The sequence below is a fragment of the Pseudofrankia saprophytica genome (assembly GCF_000235425.2).
Lineage (GTDB): Bacteria > Actinomycetota > Actinomycetes > Frankiales > Frankiaceae > Pseudofrankia > Pseudofrankia saprophytica.
The window spans coordinates 3,041,515-3,062,773 of sequence record NZ_KI912266.1 but is presented as its reverse complement, the minus strand read 5'-3'; the positions used below and the strand labels follow the sequence as shown (position 1 = coordinate 3,062,773).

General features: G+C 70.3%; 12 protein-coding genes and 2 pseudogenes. 5 read left to right on the top strand and 9 right to left on the bottom strand.

Going from position 1 to position 21,259, the window contains the following annotated elements:
• Positions 1-29: 29 nt before the first annotated feature.
• From FRCN3DRAFT_RS0212600 to FRCN3DRAFT_RS57655, 5 genes are all read right to left on the bottom strand, one after another.
• Positions 30-6,380 (bottom strand): hypothetical protein, encoded by a 6,351-nt coding sequence (locus FRCN3DRAFT_RS0212600; RefSeq protein WP_007515450.1) that lies wholly within the window; start codon positions 6,378-6,380, stop codon positions 30-32.
• Complete coding sequence (locus tag FRCN3DRAFT_RS0212595) at positions 6,377-7,786, bottom strand: hypothetical protein (protein ID WP_007515451.1); 1,410 nt, start codon at positions 7,784-7,786, stop codon at positions 6,377-6,379. Before FRCN3DRAFT_RS0212595 ends, FRCN3DRAFT_RS0212600 begins: the two co-directional genes overlap by 4 nt.
• A 643-nt stretch (positions 7,787-8,429) precedes the next feature.
• Positions 8,430-9,296, bottom strand: a complete 867-nt coding sequence (locus tag FRCN3DRAFT_RS0212590; RefSeq protein WP_198535965.1) for a DDE-type integrase/transposase/recombinase — start codon at positions 9,294-9,296, stop codon at positions 8,430-8,432.
• Between the two features lie 215 nt (positions 9,297-9,511).
• The gene (locus FRCN3DRAFT_RS44255) at positions 9,512-10,948 is read right to left on the bottom strand and encodes an NF041680 family putative transposase (protein ID WP_007507715.1); all 1,437 of its coding nucleotides are present in this window, start codon (positions 10,946-10,948) and stop codon (positions 9,512-9,514) included.
• Between the two features lie 119 nt (positions 10,949-11,067).
• On the bottom strand, positions 11,068-11,454 hold the full coding sequence (locus FRCN3DRAFT_RS57655) for a hypothetical protein (RefSeq protein ID WP_051466859.1): 387 nt from the start codon (positions 11,452-11,454) through the stop codon (positions 11,068-11,070).
• Positions 11,455-11,525: 71 nt separating this feature from the next.
• Between FRCN3DRAFT_RS57655 and FRCN3DRAFT_RS0212575 the strand changes: the two are divergent.
• Positions 11,526-11,678: pseudogene (locus FRCN3DRAFT_RS0212575) on the top strand (IS6 family transposase); the annotation flags it as partial.
• A 1,141-nt stretch (positions 11,679-12,819) separates the two neighbouring features.
• Here FRCN3DRAFT_RS0212575 and FRCN3DRAFT_RS57405 read toward each other — a convergent pair.
• Positions 12,820-13,233: pseudogene (locus tag FRCN3DRAFT_RS57405) on the bottom strand (recombinase family protein); the annotation flags it as partial.
• A 521-nt stretch (positions 13,234-13,754) separates the two neighbouring features.
• On the opposite strand from FRCN3DRAFT_RS57405, the gene FRCN3DRAFT_RS0212565 reads away from it, so the two are divergent.
• Complete coding sequence (locus FRCN3DRAFT_RS0212565) at positions 13,755-14,504, top strand: Mut7-C RNAse domain-containing protein (protein ID WP_007513474.1); 750 nt, start codon at positions 13,755-13,757, stop codon at positions 14,502-14,504.
• Between the two features lie 274 nt (positions 14,505-14,778).
• Here FRCN3DRAFT_RS0212565 and FRCN3DRAFT_RS0212560 read toward each other — a convergent pair whose 3' ends face one another.
• Positions 14,779-15,621, bottom strand: coding sequence for an IS5 family transposase (locus FRCN3DRAFT_RS0212560; RefSeq protein WP_027140517.1), 843 nt, complete (start codon positions 15,619-15,621; stop codon positions 14,779-14,781).
• A gap of 244 nt (positions 15,622-15,865) precedes the next feature.
• On the opposite strand from FRCN3DRAFT_RS0212560, the gene FRCN3DRAFT_RS0212555 reads away from it, so the two are divergent.
• Complete coding sequence (locus FRCN3DRAFT_RS0212555) at positions 15,866-17,047, top strand: hypothetical protein (protein WP_106410446.1); 1,182 nt, start codon at positions 15,866-15,868, stop codon at positions 17,045-17,047.
• A gap of 76 nt (positions 17,048-17,123) precedes the next feature.
• Complete coding sequence (locus tag FRCN3DRAFT_RS0212550; protein ID WP_007513476.1) at positions 17,124-18,305, top strand: hypothetical protein; 1,182 nt, start codon at positions 17,124-17,126, stop codon at positions 18,303-18,305.
• Positions 18,306-18,857: 552 nt separating this feature from the next.
• Here FRCN3DRAFT_RS0212550 and FRCN3DRAFT_RS0212540 read toward each other — a convergent pair.
• Positions 18,858-19,280 (bottom strand): DUF4259 domain-containing protein, encoded by a 423-nt coding sequence (locus FRCN3DRAFT_RS0212540; RefSeq protein WP_269799855.1) that lies wholly within the window; start codon positions 19,278-19,280, stop codon positions 18,858-18,860.
• Positions 19,281-19,903: 623 nt separating this feature from the next.
• Between FRCN3DRAFT_RS0212540 and FRCN3DRAFT_RS0212535 the strand changes: the two genes are divergently transcribed.
• A complete protein-coding gene (locus tag FRCN3DRAFT_RS0212535) occupies positions 19,904-20,614 on the top strand; it encodes a hypothetical protein (RefSeq protein ID WP_007513481.1) in 711 nt (236 codons plus the stop codon).
• 215 nt (positions 20,615-20,829) lie between these two features.
• Here FRCN3DRAFT_RS0212535 and FRCN3DRAFT_RS0212530 read toward each other — a convergent pair whose 3' ends face one another.
• On the bottom strand, positions 20,830-21,174 hold the full coding sequence (locus FRCN3DRAFT_RS0212530; RefSeq protein WP_007513483.1) for a CATRA system-associated protein: 345 nt from the start codon (positions 21,172-21,174) through the stop codon (positions 20,830-20,832).
• Positions 21,175-21,259: the final 85 nt, after the last annotated feature.

The window sequence follows — 21,259 nt, the reverse complement described above, 5'->3', positions numbered from 1 at the left end:
CACGCGGGGCAGCGCGCCAGTGATGCTGGTCAGGGCCGGGTTCCGCGGGTGTAGGCCACGGTCATCGGGGTGCTCCACGCGCTCCGGAGGTCCGGGCGCTGCGCCTGGACCCGGACGGCGTACGTGGTGCCCGGGCGGTAAGGCTGCCTATCCGGGGCCCGCACCGGCACTGTGCACCGGGGCGACGGGCCGGCCACGGCGGACGCCCTGATCGGCGCATCGGCCGCGGTGCCGTCGGCCGCCGTCACCTCGGCGACGTAGAGCGTCGCGGTCGGCACCGCGGCGAAGGCGACGGTCAGCACGCCGGCGCCGACGTCGACCGTCAGTCCGGTGGGGGTGGCCAGCGTGCGTACCGCGACCGTACCCGCCGTTCCCCAGGCCGCCTCGATGTCGCCGCCGACGGTGCGTACCCGGGCCGAGTACACGCCGTCGCGGGGGTCGTCGAGCGTGAAGTACTTGACGCCGACGCCGGACGCCCCGTTCCCGCTGCCCTCCTTGGTGTAGGTCGTCGCCGTCCCGACCGTGCGGCCGTCGGGATCGGTCACCAGCACGTCATAGGCCGTGCCCGGCGGTCCTTCCCAGGTGACGACGAAGCTGTCGACCTGCAGGACGATGGTGGCCGGGGGTGAGGCCAGCCTGGTCAGCGGCCTGGACTCCGCCCATTCGCCTCTCAGGCCCGCGCGGTATGCCTGGACGCGGCCCACGTAGCGGCCGGCGGGCAGGTTCTCGACGGAAACGGTGTGGGTGAGCTGGAGCGGCCGGTCCGCGAGCCCGAGCGTCACGCTGGCCAGAGCCGAGCTGGCGGCGTCGGTCCCCAGCTCGGCCTCGTACCCGCCGGCGTACCGAGCCGGCGACCAGCGCAGGCTGAACCGGCCGTCCGCGTACTCCAGGGTGACGTCCGTCGGCTTCGCGGGCGTCGGCGTGGGTGTCTCGCCGCCCTGCCCGCCGCCCTGCCCACCCTCGCCCTGTCCACCGCCGCCGCCGGTGCTCCCGCGGAGGCTGGCCGCGGCGGCGGCCGTCGCGGCCACGGTGCCCGCGGCGACGCCGAGATGCTTGGCGATCGCGCCCGCCAGCGCGGCCGCGGCCGCCTCCGCCGCGGCGACGGTGCCGGTGGCGACGAGGTCCTTGCAGAGCAGCGCCTCGGCATAGGCGGCGGCCTGCGGGCCGAAGACGACACCGGCGAAGATGGCGATCTTCTCCGGGTCCCGCAGCAGAGCTGTCGCGATGTCGTGGGCGCCGCGCGCGACGCCGGCGGCCAGCGCGTCGGGCAGGTCGTCGAAGCGCGTCGTGCTCGGGATCCGCACCTCGAACGGCGGGAGGCTCACCGTCAGGAACGCTTCCCCCTGATGCGGCAGGGTGAGCTTGTACGTACCGGTGAGGGCGAAGACCAGGTCGGGGCCGTCGGAGCGCACGGCCGGCGTGAGCGACCAGGAGCTGCGGAACGTCCTGGCGACGGCGAAGTCGGCGAGCGCCCCACAGCCGTCGATCCTGGCGGCGTCGAACACCTCGCGGATCGCCGCGACCAGGTCGACGAGCTCGCGTGCCCAGGTGAACGCCGGCCAGTCGGCGATCTCGAAGCTGTCCCCGCCGTCGGGCCGGACGGCGTACGTGAAACCGCAGGACAGCCGCCCGAACATCGGGTGACGCTGGGCGGACTCGAGCCGGCCGGCGAAGCGGCGGGTCCCTTCGACGTCCTGGGACACCGCGACCTGGACGCTGCCGAACGCCGCGCCGAGGAAGTTCACGCCGGCCGCGACCGCGAAGGACGCCTGCGTGCCGGTCGTGAACCTGACCTCGGGGCCGCCGGTGTAGACGTGGCCGCCTCCGGCGCGCCTGGTACCGGCGAGCTGCGCGAACCGCAGGTCCACGGGGTCCGCCAGGGCGATGGCGGCGGTGACGCCGGCGGGGGCGCCGGTCTGCCGGTCCGCCACCACGGTGATCGACACGTTCACGGTGACGTCGACGACGAGGCGGATCGTCACCCGGGCGTCGAGGTGGTAGCCGGGCAGCAGGTGCTCGGCCCGCGCGAGCGTCCCGGCCGGGTCCGCCGCGGCGCTGTAGTAGTAGATCCGCGAGCCCGCCAGCAGGGTCACGTCGACGAACGAGCCCCAGGACCCGCCGCCGCCGGTCACGCATCTCTCCAGGAACGCGGCGAGCGAGAAGGGCCGTTCGACGGTGAGGCGGGCGAGGGCGGGCGCCGCGTCGAGGACCACCAGCTCGGCGCCGAGCGACAGTCGGAGGTCCGCCTCGCCGGCGGCGGGCGCGGGGCCGAGCCGGGCCCGCCCGGTCAGCGAGAACCGCGTCGAGCGGGGCCTCGCCGGGACCGCCGGCGTGCCGTCGCCGGCGGCCACGGCGGGCTTCGCGTAGTCGATGCGGGCAGCCAGGGCCAGCTCGTCGATCTGGATGCCCGGCAGGTCGAACGGCGCCACCGACTGGGTGGTGGGCCGCACGGCGTCCGCGACGGTGGCCAGATGGTCGTCGTCGCACCGCAGCGACACGTCGAAGCCGTAGGAGCGGCCGGACAGGGTCAGCAGCACGCGGGCGTCGAGGGTGAACTCGTGTGCCGAGGCGGGCCGGTAGGCGAGCTGGATCATGGTCCGGCCCACCCGGTGCGTGATCGTCACCAGGCCGCCGAACAGGGCGATGTCGTCGAGCTCGGCCGTGAACACCGTCCTCGCCGCGTCGGTGCGGTCGATCTGCGCGAACACCCGGACCGACGGCGGCGAGCCCGGCTGGGCGCCGTCGCCCGCCCCGATCTCCATGATCGCGCGCAGGAGGGTCCCCGGCGCCGCGTTGTGCACGTCGAGCTCGGCGGCGAACAGCGCGCCGTCCGTCAGGCCGAGTGACGAGCCGGCGAGATCCGCGACCGGTGAGGGGACACCGGGCGCGGCGGCGGCGAGTGCGGTACCGACCCGTTCGGCGACCGCGCCGAGTGTGTCGCCGGCCGGCAGGCTCACGACGACCAGGCGCGCGGCGCGCACCGTGAGGACGTCGTCGACGTGCAGCGCCGGCAGGAGGCGGCTGAGCTGGAAACCGTCCGCGAGCGCGACGGCGAGCGCGAAGGCCGTGTCCGAGGTCAGCAGCACCCCGTCCCCGAGTCCCGCGAGCCGGCCGTGCAGGACCAGCTCACCCCCGGTGAGGTCGGCCCACAGCGCGGCCGAGCTAAAGGCCGGCGTGCGCAGATCGGCGGGCAGCACGTCGGCCCACCGCCGGCCGGGAGCGGCGCCGGTGACGCCGTCGGTGAGGTCGGGCAGGCTGATGTGCTCGGCGTCGGCCGGTGCCACCGTGCCGGTGAGGATCGTCCGGGTGCCGGCGGTGCCGAGCCGGAGGCCGACCGTCGCGCGCAGGCCCGCGAAGGTCAGCGCGCCGGCGACGGTGACCTCGACGGCGGCGCCGGTGCGCGCGACGTCGACCGTCCCGGTGATCTCCTCAATGGCGAGCGTCGCGGCACCGAGCCGTGGATGCCACTCGAAGCTGGCCTTGCCGGCGAGGTGGAACCGGCCGGTGTCGGGGACGGCGAGCACGTCCGCCGTTTCGATGGTGATCCGCGCGGGCAGGGCGCCGGGGGTGCCGCTGCCCGCCGGCAGGGTGAAGACCTGGCCGGACAGGCCGTTCGCCGCGGCGACGAGGTCGATCCCGACCGGCTCGGCGGGCGGGTCGTCGTCCGCGCCGATGAGGTCGATCGCGACCGGATCGAGGAGCGATCCGGCGAACTCCCACGGCGCCGTCCCGCGCGGCTTCGTCGCCCGTACCTGGATGGCCGCCCCGCCGACGGTCACGGTGCCGAGGACGGAGCCCCGGATCCGGTTGTTCATGACCGGGATGTCGGCGTCGATCTCGGCCCGCACGTCGGTGATCGACAGCCGGTCCGGTATGACGGTCCACAGGTCGGGGATGATGAGGTGGGCGCCGAACCCGGCCAGGTGGCCGCCGTTCGGATGAAACCGCGCGACGACGTTGCGCAGCTCGAAGCCGCTGGCCAGCGGGAGCGACGCCGGCAGGTAGCGCCGCAGCGCGTTCGGCACCAGCCAGTCGTCCAGGTCGGCGAGGCCAGCGCAGGCGACGGGCTTCGCCCAGGCGATCCGCAGCTCCCAGCCGCCCTCGGGATCGGATTTGATCATTCCGGCGTCGACGGGCTGGCCGCCGACCGTCACGGTCCCGAACAGCGTCCCGCTCGCCGCGAGCGACGTGCCGCGGCCGGTGCGCCGCAGCGTGAGGAGCAGCTCCAGGTCCGACACGGCGAGCTGGCGCTGGATGATCGTCCAGGGCGACGACTGCTCGACGGCGACGGTGAGCGCCATCATGCGTCTCGTACCGGGGTCGTAGGTGGCCGCGAGGGCGGTGATGTCGAGGTCGCGCAGCCCCGGCAGGCCGGCCGGCAGCCCCCCGGCGTGGCCGTCGACCAGCGCCGTCAGGTCGTTGAAGGACGCAGCGCGCATCGTCTCGTCGCGCGCGAGGGCGAACGTCCAGTGCCCCGTCTGCGCGTCGGCGGGAATCCACGCCTGGACGCGGAACCGGGCGGTCGGCCGCGCGTGCGAGCCGAGGCTGATCGTCCCGGTGATCGTGCCGTAGGGCGACCAGCGGCCGCCGCCGCGCTGCATCGACAGGTCGACCGTCCAGTCGGACAGCTCGAGGTGACGCCCGCCGCTCATCCGCCACGGCTGGGACTGGCGGAAGCGTGGCAGCACGCCGGTCACCGTCTGGGCCGTCAGGTCGACGTCGAGGACCACCCGGTCGAGCGTCACGGGGCCCTGGGTGACGAGCGCCGCGGGCAGCGCGGCCCGTGCCTCGCCGTCGGTGAACCCGGCGGCGGCCGTCGCCGTCGCCAGCGCCGGGAGCCGTCCGGGCTCGCTGAACGTCACTGTCGCCGGTGCTCGGGCGCCGAGGTCCACCCGGACCGGGTACGCGGCGCCGGCCAGTGTGACCGTGCCGGTCGCCGCGGCGGTGAAGGTGGTCGTGAGCTGGCCGGGCGCGTGCGCCGGCCGGGGGCGGCGAGTGACGGCGAGCGTGAGCACCGTGCCGGTCACGGCCAGCTCGGGAGCCGAGACGATCCGCCACGGCGTGGTCGTGACCGCGACGGACAGCTCGGTGCGGGTCGGCCCGAGCCCGCTCGCGTCGGCGGTGACCGTGAGACCGCTGATCGCCGCGGGGCCGAGCGCGGGCAGGGTCCGCAACGCGGTCAGCACCGGCGCGGGCGTGCCCGCGACGGCGAGCGCGGCGCCGACCGATGCGAAGGCCCCGAGCTGCGCGTCGGGACCGACGCGGACCGTGGCGGTGCCGGACCAGGCGTGCGGGAGCTCGGCCTCGGCCGGCAGCGGCGCGGCGCCGAGACCCGCGAGGACGCCGCGCGCCACGAGCGCGCTGGGGATCGGCGCGTCCGGCCCGGCGGTCTCCCCGGGTGGGTCGGCGCGCAGCGTCACGGTCGCCGCCGTCAGGGTCAGCGGATCCTGACCGGCTCGGCCGATGACCAGGTCGAGCGTGTTGATCGAGGCCAGCGCGAAGGCCGGGCGGCCGTAGGCGTCGAGGCGCACCGCGCCGCGCAGCATGACCGTCTGCCGCATGGCCGGCCTGGCTGGGTCGGCGGGAACGCCCAGCCGCGTCCGGACGGACGTGACGCCCTCGAACTGGAGGTCCGTGGCGGCACCGGGCCCCGTCGACATGGTCAGGGTCGCGGTCTGGAAGACGACCCCGTCCGCGGCGGAACCCGCGAGCAGGCCGAAGGCCGTCCCCCAGGTCCAGCCGGCGGGCAGGCTCACGGCGAGCCTGCCGCGCAGCGCCCCGTCCGGTGTGACCGTGGCGGTGAGCACGCAGGCCGGGGCCGGCGGCCCGAAGGGCGCCACCGCGCCCGGTGACGGCGGGGCCAGCGTGCCGCGCAGCGTGAGGGCGCGACCGTCGCCGCTGAGCTCCGGGCCGGTGGCCGAGTCGACCACGACGACCTGGCGGAACGCGTCGGTGAGCCCGGTGGCCACCGCGTCCGCGCGCGCCGGCGGCCCGGCGGGGAACGCCGCGGCGTCGAGGGCGTACCGGTGGGCCGAGGTCGTCCCGCCGGGGCTGGTACGCCCGGCGATCAGGCGGTCGTGCAGCGCGACGAGCGGGGCGGTCGTCGGCCACAGCTCGAACGTCACCGGGGCGGACCAGTCGCTGAACGAGACCAGGTGGCCCGCCCTGACCTTGATCCAGTAGGTGCCGACGGGCTCCCTGGCGGGGTCGATGCTGAACGGGAAGGACGTGCTCGGGATGCTCCCCAACGACGGCTTGCCGTCCGGAGCCATGATCATGATCATGTACGTGCTGGCGCCGGTGATCGGTTCCCAGGTCACGAGCACGCCGCGGTCGGTCGACGCCACGTGCGGGTCAGGAGCCGGCAGGGTCTCGCTCATGCGGCGGCTCCGTCGTCGAGGGCGGTGAGTTTCCGTCCGGCACCGAAGGCCAGCGGCGGGACGCCGGCGGCGGTGAAGGCGGCGGCATCGATCGCAGGGGCCGCCGACGGGTTGCCGGTATGCCGCGCGACCTGCTCGTGGTAGCGCCGCAGCGCGGCCATGGCGGGAAACTCGGTCAGCAGGCGCGGCGGCCGCACCGAGGTCGCGACCAACCGCTCGCCGTACCGGTCGACCTGCTGGCAGACAGACCAGGTAAAGCCGTGCAGCGGGCGGAGCTCACCGAGCGGCCCGCCGGCGGAACCGGCCTGACGGGGTCCCGCGGCGAACAGATAGGTGGTGTACCGCCACTCGACCGCGACGTCCTCGGCGCCGAACTCGGGCGGCACGATCTCGACGCCCCCGGCCGCCGGGGATCGTGGGGTCCAGACGGGCCCGAGCCCGGGCAGCACCGAGCTGTCGAGATCGGCGACCACCCGCCGGGTGTCCACCTCGGCGCCGGCCTGGGTGAACTCGGCCATCCTCCACAGGCTTCGCAGCCACGCGGCCCGCCGGGCGTCCTCGACGTCCGCCGCCCCGAGCCGGAACAGCTCGATCTCGGTACCCGCGGCGTCCGGGGCGACGCAGAACCAGTCGGCACCCGGGTTCTGCACCAGGAGGTATGGCCCGATCACCTGGCCCGCCAGATCCCCCGGTCGCAGACCGCCGAACTGGTCGCGGCGGACGAGGTCAGCCAGCCCGAACTCGAAGGCGCTCAGGTGCGTGCCCCCGTCCTCGGCCCGCTTCAGCGTGCGGTCGAACGCCGCCAAGGTGAGCAGGGGCCGAAGGTCGGCGGCGGTGAGCAGCTCCGGAGACACGGCGGCGACCAGCGAGGCGCATAGCGCCTGGTCCGGGGCGCCCGCCTCTGCCGGGAACAGGAGCACACCGTTGCGCCGTGGGTAGGTCCCGTACTCGCGCGCAGCGGAAACAGGCGCGGGCAGTAGCCCGGTGTAGGCGTAGAACGGATGAAGCGCGTGCGTCGCGGTATCGTCCGTTGTCAGGGCATCGGCGGGGCCCATGAAATCGACAAAGCTGTGGTCGGCGGCGGCGTAGGGCCCGCGGTCGGCGAACGGGCCGCCATAGGAGTCCGGCGGGACCGGTACACCGTCGCAGAGAACCTGAACGAACTGCTGGTAGCCGAGATAGTCGACGTCGCCACGGCCCCGCGGGTCGTCGTCCCGCGCCGGATCGTAGTAGGCGCGCGCGAGAACTGGCTGGCCATACGTGTCGTCGATGCCGAAGAAATGGGCTCCGACCTGCCAGTGTAGCCGTCCCAGCGGGGCCAGCGTCCGGCGGTCGGCGACGACGCCGCTCAGCTGCCAGCGGCCGTCGCGCTCTACGGGTTGCAGCGGTGATCCGCGCTCGGGCACCGGTTGGTTCTACGATTTCACGCGCGCTGCGACGGACACTGGTGGTTCCCTCCAAATAGCCCGCTCAACACGCGGTGTGGCGCCGCCGTTACCGATGTATACAGCAGCGGATACACATATACCTATCAGCGATCCATCGGCGCGACAAGACGGGAAAAGGTCAGCTCAGGGCGCGAATCCCACGCCGTCCGCCACCCGGGCGCCAAGGACGGCAGCCGTAGCTTTGTGATCACTTGATCTGGGTGGGCTAGCAGTGGGTGGCTGGGTCCGCATGACTTCCGACCATCCCGATCCTCCGGGCCACTATCACTGCTGGTAGCGAGCCCGGACCCGGCTGCCCGTGCCTGATGCATTGGGCTGATCCCATCGGTACCACGCCGCTGCCAGGACGCGGGTGGTCGCGCGGTCCCGAACCGCATTCACTCCGCCTTCAAACGGTGCAGCCGAGTTGACGCGCCGCAACCGTTGATGTCAAGAGGTGCGCAGCCCAGAGCCTCTGGGCACGCCAGGGCGGTTCGAGCACCGACGACGTTGACCAACATCAGCGGCACGCCACGGCCCGTCGCACCTCCCTGGCGCGGCCGGGCTTCGTCGACGCCACAGACATCCCCGGGCTGCTTCCTCGCAGACGCGTCGGTAGATGTCAAGTCAAATGAGACAGTTGGTCGTTGCTCGGTTGGCTGGGAACTGGCTGGTTGATCCACACGGTCTCGGGTAGCCGGGGTGGCCGTGGCCGGCGGGCGAACCGCTCGGGGTGCGCTGCGTGGGCGCGGCCGAGGGTGGCCTGGCGGTGGGTCTGGACCTGGTCGGCGGTGCCGAAGTGGACCGAGGCCGGGGTGTGGAACCCGATCCCGGAGTGGCGGTGGTCGTGGTTGTAGGCGGTGAAGAACCCCTCGCAGAAGGTCCGTGCGTCGGCGAGCGACCCGAACCGGTCGGGGAAGTCGTAGCTGTACTTGAGAGTCTTGAACTGCGCTTCGGAATAGGGGTTGTCGTTCGAGGTCCGTGGCCGGGAATGAGACCGGTGGACATGAAGGTTGACAAGGAGTTCGGATACCGGCTTCGAAACCATCACCCCACCGCGGTCCGCATGGATCGCCCGGGGCGGGGCTCCGCTCCGGGCAATGGCGGCGGCGAGGAAGTCCTTCGCGACCACGGCATCCTCGCCGGCGGCCACCAGCCAGCCGGTAACGTACCGGGAGTAGATGTCGAGCACGACGTAGAGCCTGTACCAGACTCCTTTCTCGGGTCCTTTCAACGCGGTGATGTCCCACGACCAGACCTGGTCGGGGCCGGTCGCGGTCAGCTCGGGGCGGACCCGCGGCGGGTGGGTCGCCAGCGCGCGACGTTCCCGGGTCTGCCCGGCCGCACGCGCGATGCGGTACATCTTCGACAGCGAGCACCAGTACCGGCCAGCGTCGAGTTCCCGCGCCCAGACCTGCGGGATCGCCAGGTCCTGGTAGGCCGGGCTCGCCAGGACCGCCAGCACCTGGGCGCGTTCGACGTCGGTCAACGTCCCCGGCGACGGAGTCCGCGCCAGCCACGGCCCATGGCGCCGTCCGCCCGGCGCGGCTTGACGGTAGTGCGTCGCTCTCGACCGGCCCGTGTAGACGCAGGCCCGGTTCACCGGCACCCCCGCGGCGCGCAGCTGGTCGAAAGCACCGGTCAAAACCTGGTCTACGGCCGTTCGGTGTCCGCGCTCTCGGAGATCTGTTCCAAGCTTGAGATTTAACCTTTCTTCTTGCCTCCCGGCTTCGCGGGTATGTCTGTTTTGCGCATTTCTGAGCCGAGACGGTGGCGTCGGGCTGGGGTGTTTCTGCCTCCGGGTGGACGTCCTGGGCCGGGGTGGCTGGTTTTCGGTAGACGCGTCGGGGTGCCCAGCCGGTCGCGCAGATGTCGAAATGCGCGGCGGACCCGGTAGGGGGTGAGCGGCTTGCCTGGGCGGGGCCGTCGTTCCCAGGGGCGACGCAGGTCGTTGGCCAGGTCACGGGCGAGGCGGAGTTGGGTGTAGGCGGCGATGAGCAGCCAGGTCCAGCGGACGGCCTGCTCAGGATGGCGTAGCCGTGCCGCGGTCCATCCGAGCTGGGACTTCATCATCTTGAAGGTGTGTTCCATGTCGAAGCGGCGCAGGTAGGCCCGCCAGCACACGTCCAGGTCGGGTGCATGGGGGCCGGAGTGCCACAGCCACATGGTGCGGTGCGGGCTGCGGCCGTCGGGCAGACGTTCCACCCGCACTTCCAGGACGGTGCCCTCGATGATGGGTAGCCGGGTGAACAGCTCGTCTCCCAGGCGGGCGAAGTAGCCCGAGCGTGCCACCCTCTGGTGCATGCGCTGCCAGGCCCGGACCTCGACCCGGCCGTAGTTGGTCGTGTCGGGCACGATCAGCATCTGGTCGGGGCGGCGCAGGTTCATCGGCGCGGCGAGGGCGAACCGCTGGCCGTGGATGCCGTTGCGGCCGGGGCCGGGTTTGCGGGGGCCGGGCCGACCGTCGTAGAAGACACGGTCGCCGGCGATCCTTACGAGGGTCTGGACCGGAAGGTCTCCCAGGGCGTGGGTCAGTGCGGCGGCTGCGTATCCCTGGTCCAGCACGAACATCGGTGCGGGCTGTGGTGTCGGGGGCTGGGTGCCCAGCCGTCGGGTGAGGTCGCGGATCTGCTCGGCGGTGGCGGTCACCGGGCAGGCTCCCTGCGGCAGGCGGCGGGCGTCGACCGGCAGCGTCCACGAGGAGCGGCCCCATTCCAGGGCGGTCACCCACTGGAACTCCCAGCCCGGTACGACCTTGCGGTCGCCGTCGCAGCGGCACGGCGCGTAGTGCAGGCCCCGGTCGGGTGAGCACTCGGCGTTCGGCCTGGGGAAGGTCGTCACGTCCACACCGAAGATCGGTGGGCTGTCGGGTGGGAGCTGGTCGGCCAGCAGATCCCGCAGCCGTTCCTCGTCGATGGCGCCTTGCGCCAACGCGTCATACAGGGCTCCGTGGCCGCGGCGGAATACCGAAGCAAGTGACAACTCGACCAGGGAGGTCACCGGAGCTTCAGTGCAGATCACCGCGTCCGTCAGCTCGAAGAGCGTGTCGGCCCGAGCGTCCAGGCAGTCGTAGAACCCATCACGGAAACGGGTCAATGCGAAAAACAATTCAACATTGGCGTTCTCGCGCAGCAAACTCACCTCTACGACCTTCACGCGACTCGGATTGGTCTCAGTAAAGAGACACGATCACGTGAAGGGTGCCAGCTGTCCAGTAGATCGCCAACCCAACCCGAACTCGATCATGAGATGGTTAAATCTCAAGCCAAGAGCGCGTGTGCTTTTCCCATGATATCCAGCGCGGTCTCGGTCGTCGCGAGCCGGGATTTCAACCGCTCGTTCTCCCTGCGCAGTTTCTCCAACTCGATCTGCTCCGCCGATTTTCCGGGCTTCTTCTCCGGACCGCGAGCCGCGGTGTTTGTTCCTCCCAGGGCACCCGCGTCACGGGCCCGGGTCCACTCCACCACATGCGAGGAGAACAAACCCTCCCGGCGCAGGATCGCGCCTTTCTCTCCGTGCGGGGCGTTCTCGTACTCGGCGATGATCCGCAACTTGTACGCCGCGCTGAACACCCGCCGCGACGGACGCGGCGCCGGATCACGCCGCGGCGAGGACCCGCTCGGACGCTCCGCCGACTCTGACTCCACGAACACAAGGATCTCCGATCCACGCCCCCCGTAGCCAACCCGCACCCAGCAGGTGTCTCACCCGAGACTGACAAGGAGGGAAACGGCTGCGCTCGGCCCAGACAGTCAGCACCGGACACGCCTTGATCCAGAACATCCGCCGCGGTCACTACGAACTCGCCGTCGACACCGATCCACGACTGCGGCTGTCGGTCGCGTTCACCGAGCTCGCCGCATCGGTCTGATCCTCAAGCCTGCCAGGCCTCCGCGCGCACCCCGGCCCTCCGAATGCAACAGACAGCTCGCGGATGCCGCGGCCGGGCCAGGCGGCCAGGCATGATCGGATGGCAGCTCGCCGCCATCCTCGTGGGTCGGTCCCGGTCTCGGAGTTCACCGGCTTCTGGTTCCCGCCCGGAGGTGGTCTTTGTGGAAGTCTGCTGGTAGCTATTTCGCGCTGCCACGCCATAACGTCGAGGAGCCATTGACCGAACGCGGCATGGCTGTTGATCACTTGGTCGTGGATAGATAGGTCTGCCGGTTCACCCGCTGCTGATCGCCTTCGCCCGGCCCTGCCTACACAGGCCGGGTCGGCAGCACTCACGACGATCGCGATCTGCTTGCAAGCAACTTTACCGAGGCCCTAGGTCGCAATCGGCGTCGTGGACGAGGATCTCGTGGGCGCTGCGATGTAATCCCGCTCCTCGTGAACGTTAAGCGGTTATGGCCCGGCGACCGCCCACGACTCCGAGGACCCTGTCGACCGCCAGACCAACAACCGACCGAATGTCACATTTTCGTAAGATACAACATCGCAGGCAGATCTTGCTAATCTCCAGAAGCTAGGTTCCAGGATTTCTCAAGGCTCGCCTCCACCGCCCCAGCCGTGATCCGTAGCTCCCTCCATTCTACTGCCACCTCGAGTGCTTCATTCGTCCAGATTGAATCCGGTCCCGAATTTACGGAATCTACTCTTTTATTGACTTTCAGGAGCAGAAGAAAATCCTCGCCCTCAAGTGACCCATCGGCAACCCTCGCGCGAGCCACATACAGCACGTCGTCGAATTGGAGCAAGAGCTCATCCGCTCCCACGTTCGACTGTCGCAAGTAGGAAACCTGACGGTCCGATGTGGCACTGAGCAAGCCCAGAACAGCCAGAGCCCACCGACGGAAGTCCTCTATCTTTTGATCATCAATCACCGGATGATGCCCCCTAGATCCTGTACCGTGCCAGAACTCGGTCTCGGGGCGTTGACCTGCAACTTCGCTGCCAGGTGCCGTGGCGGATGATCGTGGCTCATGGTCGTGCGACTGGTGTATCTGGTCATGGTGCGGGTGTTCAGCTGGCTCGTTCTGCTCACCCGCAGCGATGCGGCGACGATGACGGAACTACTGGTCTTGCGCCAGGAGGTCGCCGTGCTGCGTCGCCAGGTCGAGCGGCCTCGGTTCACCCGGCCGGATCGCGCGGTCTTGGCCGCGCTGGCCCGGCTGCTCCCCCGCGGGGCCCAGTCCTGCCGGCTGGTGACCCCGGCGACGCTGCTGGCCTGGCACCGCCGGCTGGTCCGTCAGCGGTGGATCTACCCGCACCGCACCGGTCGCCCGTCGGTAGACGACGCGGTACGGGCGCTGGTGATCCGCCTGGCGAGACAACCCGTCCTGGGGGCATCGCCGGGAGCGGCCGAGCCGGTCGAGCTTGGTGATGACGAGCTGGTCGCCGGCGCGGTTCGCGGACAGGAGCGCCTTGTCGAGCTCGGGGCGGCGGACAAGCTTACCGGAGGCCTTGTCGATGAAGATCGCGTCGTAGCCGGTCGCTCGGAGGGCGTCGTGTTGGGCTTCGGCGTGCTGGTCGCGGGTGGAGACCCTGTTGACCTGCTATTTCGCTACCAGGCGCGGCGGTGCATGATCTCCGTTCATGGTGGTGCGGCTGGTGTACCTGGCCATGGTCCGGGTGTTCGGCTGGCTCGTCCCGCTGACCCGCGCCGACGCAGCGAGGACGACGGAACTGCTCGTGCTCCGTCACGAGGTAGCAGTGCTACGCCGTCAGGTCGGGCGGCCTCGGTTCACCTGGCCAGACCGCGCGGTCCTGGCCGCGCTCGCCCGGCTGCTCCCCCACGAGGTCCGGGCATGTCGGCTGGTGACCCCGGCGACGCTGCTGGCCTGGCATCGCCGCCTGGTCCCGCGCAGTTGGTCGGGCAGCCCGCAGATCTCACGCTCAGTCCCACCTATCGGGTTCAAACAACCGGCACAGACCCGCGACCGGGTGCGCCGCCAGAGACTCGAACCCGAACCCGCGGATGAGGGTGTCCGGCGGGTAGGCAACTGGTGTGGTGGTACTGGAGGTCGCCGAGGAACTGCGGCCGTTGCTGTACGGGTCCTGGCGGCGGGCGGAGAAAGGCGGGCTGGTCGACGGGCCGCCGCCGGATCCGGACGCCACGCTGGGCCACGTCGTGCAGTCGGTCGGGGTGCCGCTAACCGAGGTCGGAGCGCTACGACGGGCCGACGGCACGCTCCTCAGCCCATCCTGCCGGCCCGGGCTGGACGAGATCGTGCGGGTCGAGCCAGCGGCGCGTCCCCAGCCGTTGACCGAGCCGCGGTTCGTCCTCGACGTGCACCTGGGCGCGTTGTCCCGTCGGCTGCGACTGCTCGGCCTGGACGTGGCCTACCGCAACGACGCCGCCGATGACGAACTCCTCGCCCAGGCGATCCGAGAGCGCCGGGTGCTGCTGACGCGGGACCGGGGCCTGCTGTTCCGGCGCAGCCTGCCGCACGGCGCATACGTCCGCGGCGACCGGCCGGACGATCAGGCACACGATGTCCTTGACCGGTTCGCGCCGCCACTGGCACCGCTCACCCGTTGTGTCTCCTGCGGCGCCGAACTGCGGCCGGTGCCGAGGGAAGAGGTCCTCGACAAGGTGGAGCCCGGTACCCGGCGCACCGCGACCCACTTCACCCGCTGTATCGCCTGCGGCCAGATCTACTGGCGCGGCGCCCACGCCCGCCGCCTCGACGCCTTCATCGCCACGGCCAGCGCGGAACGTCCCGCAACACGCCGCCTGACCAGCGAAACCGCGTAACTGCACCCTTCAGGCCAGCCTGATCCACCGCGCCCGCGCCACCGAGCGCACCCTCACCGGCGTCATAGCCCGCAGCGCGTAGACGAGTCCCACCCGCGGACGGTCCGCCGCCGGCCGCCCCTCTGCCAGCGACAGTCTCGTCTCCGCCGTGATGCAGCCCGCCGACTCGCCGCCGCGCGGGCGGCGTCGGGCCCCAGCTGCCCGACGACGATGTCGGCATTCCACGGCCGATTCGGCACATCTGTGAGAGCCTGTCCTGAATCTTGAAGGGCTATCAGCTCGCCGTGTTCGGTTGCTCGCGGGCCGTCCAGCGTTCGACGGGCTTGCCGCGGACGAGGCGGCGGGCCATGGTGCGGATCATGGCCCAGCGGATGAAGGCGACCGAGCTTGCCGGGTCTCGTTCGTAGTCGCGGGCGAGGCGGCGGTGCGCGGTGAGCCAGGCCAGGGTGCGCTCGACGACCCATCGTTTCGGGAGGGCGGTGAAGCCTTTCTGTCCGTCTTTCTTGCGGACGACCTCGACGGTGGTCTTGAGAATGTCGGTGGCCCAGGTGACGAACTTGCCGGCGAAGCCGCCGTCGGCGAACAGGTGCCGACACGTCGGGGTGGTGAAGTAGTGGTCGAGCAGGAGTTGGCGAGCGCCGTCGCGGTCCTGGCGGCTGGCGGGCAGCACGAGTACCCCCAGCAGCAGGCCCAACGTGTCGACGACGATGAACCGCTTGCGGCCGTTGACCTTCTTGCCCGCGTCGTAGCCACGGCTGGGGTGGGTGACGGTCTGGGCGCCCTTCACGGACTGGGAGTCGATCACCCCGGCGGTCGGCCGCGGCCGGCGGCCCTCGGCCTGGCGCAACTGGTCGCGCAGCCCGTCGTGGACCCGGATGACGACGCCCTTGCGTTTCCACCGGTCGAAGAAGCCGTAGACCGTCTTCCAGGGTGGGAAGTCCGCCGGCAGCGCCCGCCACACGATCCCGTTGTGGGCCACGTACAGGATCGCGTCCACGATGTCGCGCCGGTCATGGCTCTCGGGCCGGCCGTCCTTCGGAACCGGCGGCAACAGCGGCGCCACGTACGCCCACTCCTCATCCGACATATCCGAGGGATAGCGGCGAGATCGTCCCATGTCCCGACCGTGACCAGCCCGTCCCAGCCGTTCACGCCACCACACCGCGAAGATCGGGAACGGGCCACGGCCAGCCCACAACATCAAGATTCAGGACAGGCTCTGAGAGCTGCCGCCGACTCCTGGTTCTCAGGCACGGCGGTGCGTTCCCGAGGTCGGGTCATACCTTGGCCCGCCGATCCACACCCTCGGGCGAGTTATGGCTCGGCCGTCGGCCGGACTGCGCGTCGATAGGGTGCCCATCGTGTCGTTGCCTGCGTCGCTGACCGCCCGGATGCGGGAGGACCTGTTCTGGGCTCAGGTCCTGTACGAAGAGGTCGACCAGGAGCTGGGCTTTGCGGTCGACGTCGGCGGTGACTACCGGTTCGGGACCCAGATCCTGCTCGGTGGCCGGAGCCAGTCGCTGGAGATCTACGCGCCGGGCTCGGCCGCGGGCAAGACAGTCGGGCGCGTTGAATGGTGGGATTCCAGGTCGCCCGCGCTGCGGTGGGAAGAACTGGAGCTGATCTGCCGGGCAGCCGCGCTGCTCGACCCCGACATACGCCATCCCGGGCCGGTTGCCGCCCTGCTCGTGCCCTACCTGCTGCGCGACGGCAGCGAATCCCTCGACGCCATCAGCCCGGTCCTCGACGCCGCCTTCCGCCTGGCCAGACCCCGGCCAGGCGACGGTCTACGGCCCGAAACCCGGACCCTGCTCGATACGCCGCTGGCACCTGGCATCACCTGGGTTGACCGCGCCGACGGGTATCGGGCCGTCACCGTCCAGGGCGACCCGACGAGCGATCATTTGCAGTCCCCGCGGTCGCCTACGTCGGAAGACTTCCCGTTCGCCCTGCTGTCGGAGCTTCTGGCCGCCGCCACGGCCACCGTCGCAGCCGTAGCAGCGGCCACCTGCCTGCGAAACCCGGCCGTCCGGTCGACGCTCGACACCGCGATCCACGACCAGGACCCCGCCCCGCTCGCGGACGCCCTGCGAAACGCGGGCTACGACGACGCCGTGATCCTTCGCGCATTGGAGTCCCCGACAGACCCGGTGGAGACCGCCTGGGTACTCGAGGCGCTCAGCGCCGCACCCCAAGGGTCGATCATCGCCCGCTGGTTCGGCGCCAGCCCGCTGCACCACCTACGCCGGTGGGATCTCACGCTCCGGCTCGCGGCCGCCCGCGAGGTAGACCTGTACACACCAAGCATTATGATCAAGGTCCACGTGGAGCAGCTCGTGCCGTCCGCGGTGTTGACTTTCGACCTCGCGCACGACCGGCAGCGCTCAGGGGAGCCTGCGGAAATGGGACTGTCGGTAGTCGTACGCGACGACCTCCCGGCGGCACTGGCCGCAATCCGCGAGAGCCTCGCTCAGGGTTTCCCGGGCGTGACCGCATCCCTGTGGAACGGCGCCGAGGAAATCAGCCTGACCAGCGAAAGGTGAACCTGCGCCACCCTCCAGCCGGCGCAGCTCAAGCCTCGACCACGAAGCCGGACCCGCCGTCGATAAGGTGCCCACCGTGCCGTTACCTCCGTCGCTGACCGCCCGCCTGGGCGAGGACCTGTTCTGGGCCGAGGTCCTGGACGAGGACGTCAAGCAGGAGCTCGATTTCGCCGTCGACGTCGGGGATGACTACCGGATCGGCACGCAGATCCTGCTGGGTGGCGGCGCGATCCAGTCGCTGGAGATCTACCCGCCGGGCTCCGCCACGGGTAGGACGATCGGCTACCTCGACGAGGCGCATCCCATGCCGGCCACACTGCGGTGGGAGGAACTGGAGCTGATCTGCCGGGCATCGGCGCTGCTCGACCCCGACATTCGCCATCCAGGACCCGTCGCAGCCCTGCTCGTTCCCTACCTGCTGCGCGACGGCAGCGAATCCCTCGACGCCATCAGCCCGGTCCTCGACGCCGCCTTCCGCCAGGTCAGACCCCGGCCAGGCGACGGTCTACGGCCCGAAACCCGGACCCTGCTCGAACGGCCACCGCTGCCGGGGATCACCTGGGTGACCCGGCCCGACGGGCACCTGGCCGTCACCGCCGAACGAGACCCGAAAAAGGGTTTCCTGCACTCCTACCGGACACCCGAGACGACCACCTTCCCGTTCGACGTACTGTCAGGCCTACTCGACGCGGCCGAAGCCACGGCGACCCAGGTAGCGGCGGCCGCCCCACTGACCGACATCGCCGTCCGCTCGGCACTCGACGCCGCAATCCGAGACCAGGACACCGCCCCACTCGCGGACGCCTTCCGGCACACCGGATACGGCAACGAAGTCGTCCTTCGCGCACTGGAGTCCCCAACCGACCCGGTAGAGACCGCCTGGGTACTCGAGGTGCTCAGCGGCACCGCGCAGGGAACAATCATCACCCGCTGGTTCGGCGCCAGCCCGCTACACCACCTGCACAGGTGGGATCTCGAACTCCGACTCGTCACCACCAACGGTGAGCAAAGGCCGACAGCCCCGATCAGGACCCACCTAAAAAGGCTCGTACGGTCCGGCGTCCTGACTCACGTCGACGCCTACGGGGGCACGACATACCCCGACGGGCGAGACGAAACCCGCCTGCACGTCGTCGTGCGCGACGACCTCCCCGCCGCAGCGGCCGCCATCCGTGAAGTCCTCGCGCAGGCACCCCCAGGCGTCACCGCATCCCTGTGGAACGACACCGAAGAGATCAGCCTTTCCACCGAGCAGTGAGCAATGAACACCGGCGGCGCGGTCCGCCGGGCGGCAGCGCCAGACAGGCACGGATCGCCTCCATCGCCGGCGCCCCATTCGGCGCCAGGCCCCGCCATACCCACGATCGTCGATGACCTCCTTGGCAGTGAACGCTCAATGGCCGGAGGCCACGAACCGCAACACCGCGACGAGGGCGACCTCGGCGGCCAGCCCGGCGCACGCCTACAGGAACAGCGGAAGCCTGCACACGGGTGCAAAGGCCCGGACCAGCATGGTGGACAACACAGCGCCAGCCACTACGGCAGCCCCAGCACGGCCGCCCCAACCAACAACAGCACGTCGTCTGGCTGCGGTCCCCACACGGCGGGGTCGTCGGGCTTCCCTGCCTGCGGCACGGCCATCAGGCTGATACCTGCCGCAGCGTGTCACAAAATTCATGCCCGACTCGCGTCTCTCTACCTAGCTAGCTTTTGCTTCACAGACACTCCTGATCAGCGAATACCACCGTACGACTTGATCAAATAACCAAAGTTTTGATCATATTAAAATAGGCTCTTGGTGCGCTACATCCTAATCGGAGACAAGGGCGGCCCTGATCTCACCGAGCTGCGCTACGGCCGACCGGCGATCATTTTCACTCTTCCAACTAGAAATCAGCCAGGAATCACCGTAGCTCATCGCAGCATCCAATGCGGTCCCGGCGATCTCGAGCATCGAATACTGCGGCGGCATTCCAGAGACAACCCGACGGAGGTTCTCGTCTTCAACCCACTCCGCCGCAGATGTATTGATCACAGTCGCCCCAACGACCGCCGCAGCAGCAACCACCTCTTCTGGAACGAACTCCCGCATAATTATCGCCGGGTCCTCGGCGACACGGGCGAGAATCCCCTCGACCCTGGATATCCGCTCCCGACTGGGCAGCTCCTTGAGCTGGTCAAGAAAATCCTGGGCGCTGTCGCTCATAAGCGGACCCGTCCCCCATGTTCCCATCATCCACCCCAGTTCAGTGGACCACCAAGACCGCTCACGTCAAACTCAGGGTCCCGTCGGTTAACAAGTGATGCTCCACTACCCTTCAGACCCTCCATAACGGTTTGTTCTATGCGTCGAGCCGTCACCGAGGTAACTCCTCCAGAGAGTTCTATCCAGGTTACGTTACAGATATCGGAGCAGGCATATCCCGCAGAAGTGAGCGCATGTCCAGGCCACCGGCCAGCAACAGCAGAAGATCAACCATCCAAGATCGACTTAAGCTTCACGGCATTGCCTCAGGACCATGTCCTCCCTCCGGCCATCCCGCGCGGCGCGACCGCCGGCGTGAGCAGGCACTGCGTGCCCTCGTCCGCGAGTCGGCCCGCCAGCCCGAACTGGCCGGGCGGATCTTCTCGACGCAACGGGTTCCCGAGTCGTTAGCGTCGTTGCTCCTGGCTCGTCATCGCCTGCGTGGCGGCTCGCGCGACCGGCGAGGCGGCCGCCTCGAAGGTGGCACACCGCTGCGCTGACCGGCGGCTGGCCCGCCCCACCGGTCAGCGCGGCCGAGCGAGATGCCTGAGGTGTCCCGCCATGGGAGGATCTGTTCGTACCGGCGGCCTGGTCACCTGGAGGTAAGAACGGTGTCGGCGGCGGTCCTGAACATCGTGATCGGTCTCCTCACCAGTGTCATCAGCGGCGGGGCCGTGTGGGCGTGGCAGCGGGCGAGCGGGGCTCGGGTGCTGCGGCGCAAGGCCCTGTTCTTCGGCCTGGAACGCGGTGGCACCTGCCTGGTCATCCTGAACAACAAGTGGGACGCGCCCGGCAGCACCAGCCATCACGATGTGCACGCGATGATCGAGGTCGCGGTGCTGGCCAGCGAGGCCGCCTGCCCGGTCTCCGTCCAGTCCTCGACCGGCTTCCGTGAGAGCAACGGGAACCGAACCGAGTTCTGCATAGGCGGCCCGGAGTCGAACTCCCGCACGGCTGGTCACGTGGCCTCCCAGCTGCCGGGCGTGACGGTTCATCCGGTTCACCCGACGAGGGCCGATTCGGCTGCCCTGACCGTCGGGGACCAGCAGTTCGCGCTGGACCGGGGCCGGCGGGAGTACGCCCTCGTCGCGAAGTTCACCCCGACGGGGGCGAGCAGACCGGTCGTTCTTATCTGCGGCCAGACCGCGATCTCCAACCGAGCCGCGATCCACTTTCTCAGGCAGGAGTTCCACGCGGTCTCGAATGCCGTCGGGGCGATCGACCGGTTCTGCGTCATGATCCGCGTCGACGGGTCGAACACCTACGGCCACCAGGCCGCCGTCCTCGACCGCGACGTCACCGCTGTCGCCTTCGCCGGTTGACTCGGCCGGCGCGGCCGAGCCTCGGCGGTGGCCGGGCGGGGCATCCGGGTGGCCCGCCGACGAGAAGGCGACCAGGCCGCTGGCAGTCAGGACCCCCGGCCGCGGCGTACCGCGTGGATATTCGCCGCTACCCCACCCACCCCGACCTGTGGTCCGCCTTCATCCACTTCGGACCCTGACCATGGGCGGCGTCGAGATCGCCGCTGGTGGTCACCTCAAAGCGGGTCCTTGGAGCCGGTCGCCTCGTCGTCCCGTCCGGTGATCTGGTGCTTGGTCTCGTTGAGACGTTCACGGACCGGGTCCGGCGGGGGTGTCTTCGGCGTCGTTCCGGCCTCCTTGGCCCGCCACGGGCTGAGCGCCTCGAGCTCGGCGGTGGCCGCGTCCAGGGCCTCGGGATCGTCGGCGGCCTCAGCCTCCGCCATCGCGTCGAGGAGCGCGGCGACCTCGTCCCAGCGGGTCGCACCGGCCTCCCAGCTGGCGATCTCCGCCAGCACCTCGAGTGCCTCCCGCCGCAGCTCCCCGTCGATAGGCACGAGCGCCCGCCCCTCTGCACGCGACACTGTCGATCTCCATCGGTCAGAAGATATCCTGGCCCCTGCCTGGCAAGGGCCCGGAATGCGCTGGCACGACCCGGGGCTGCGGGGC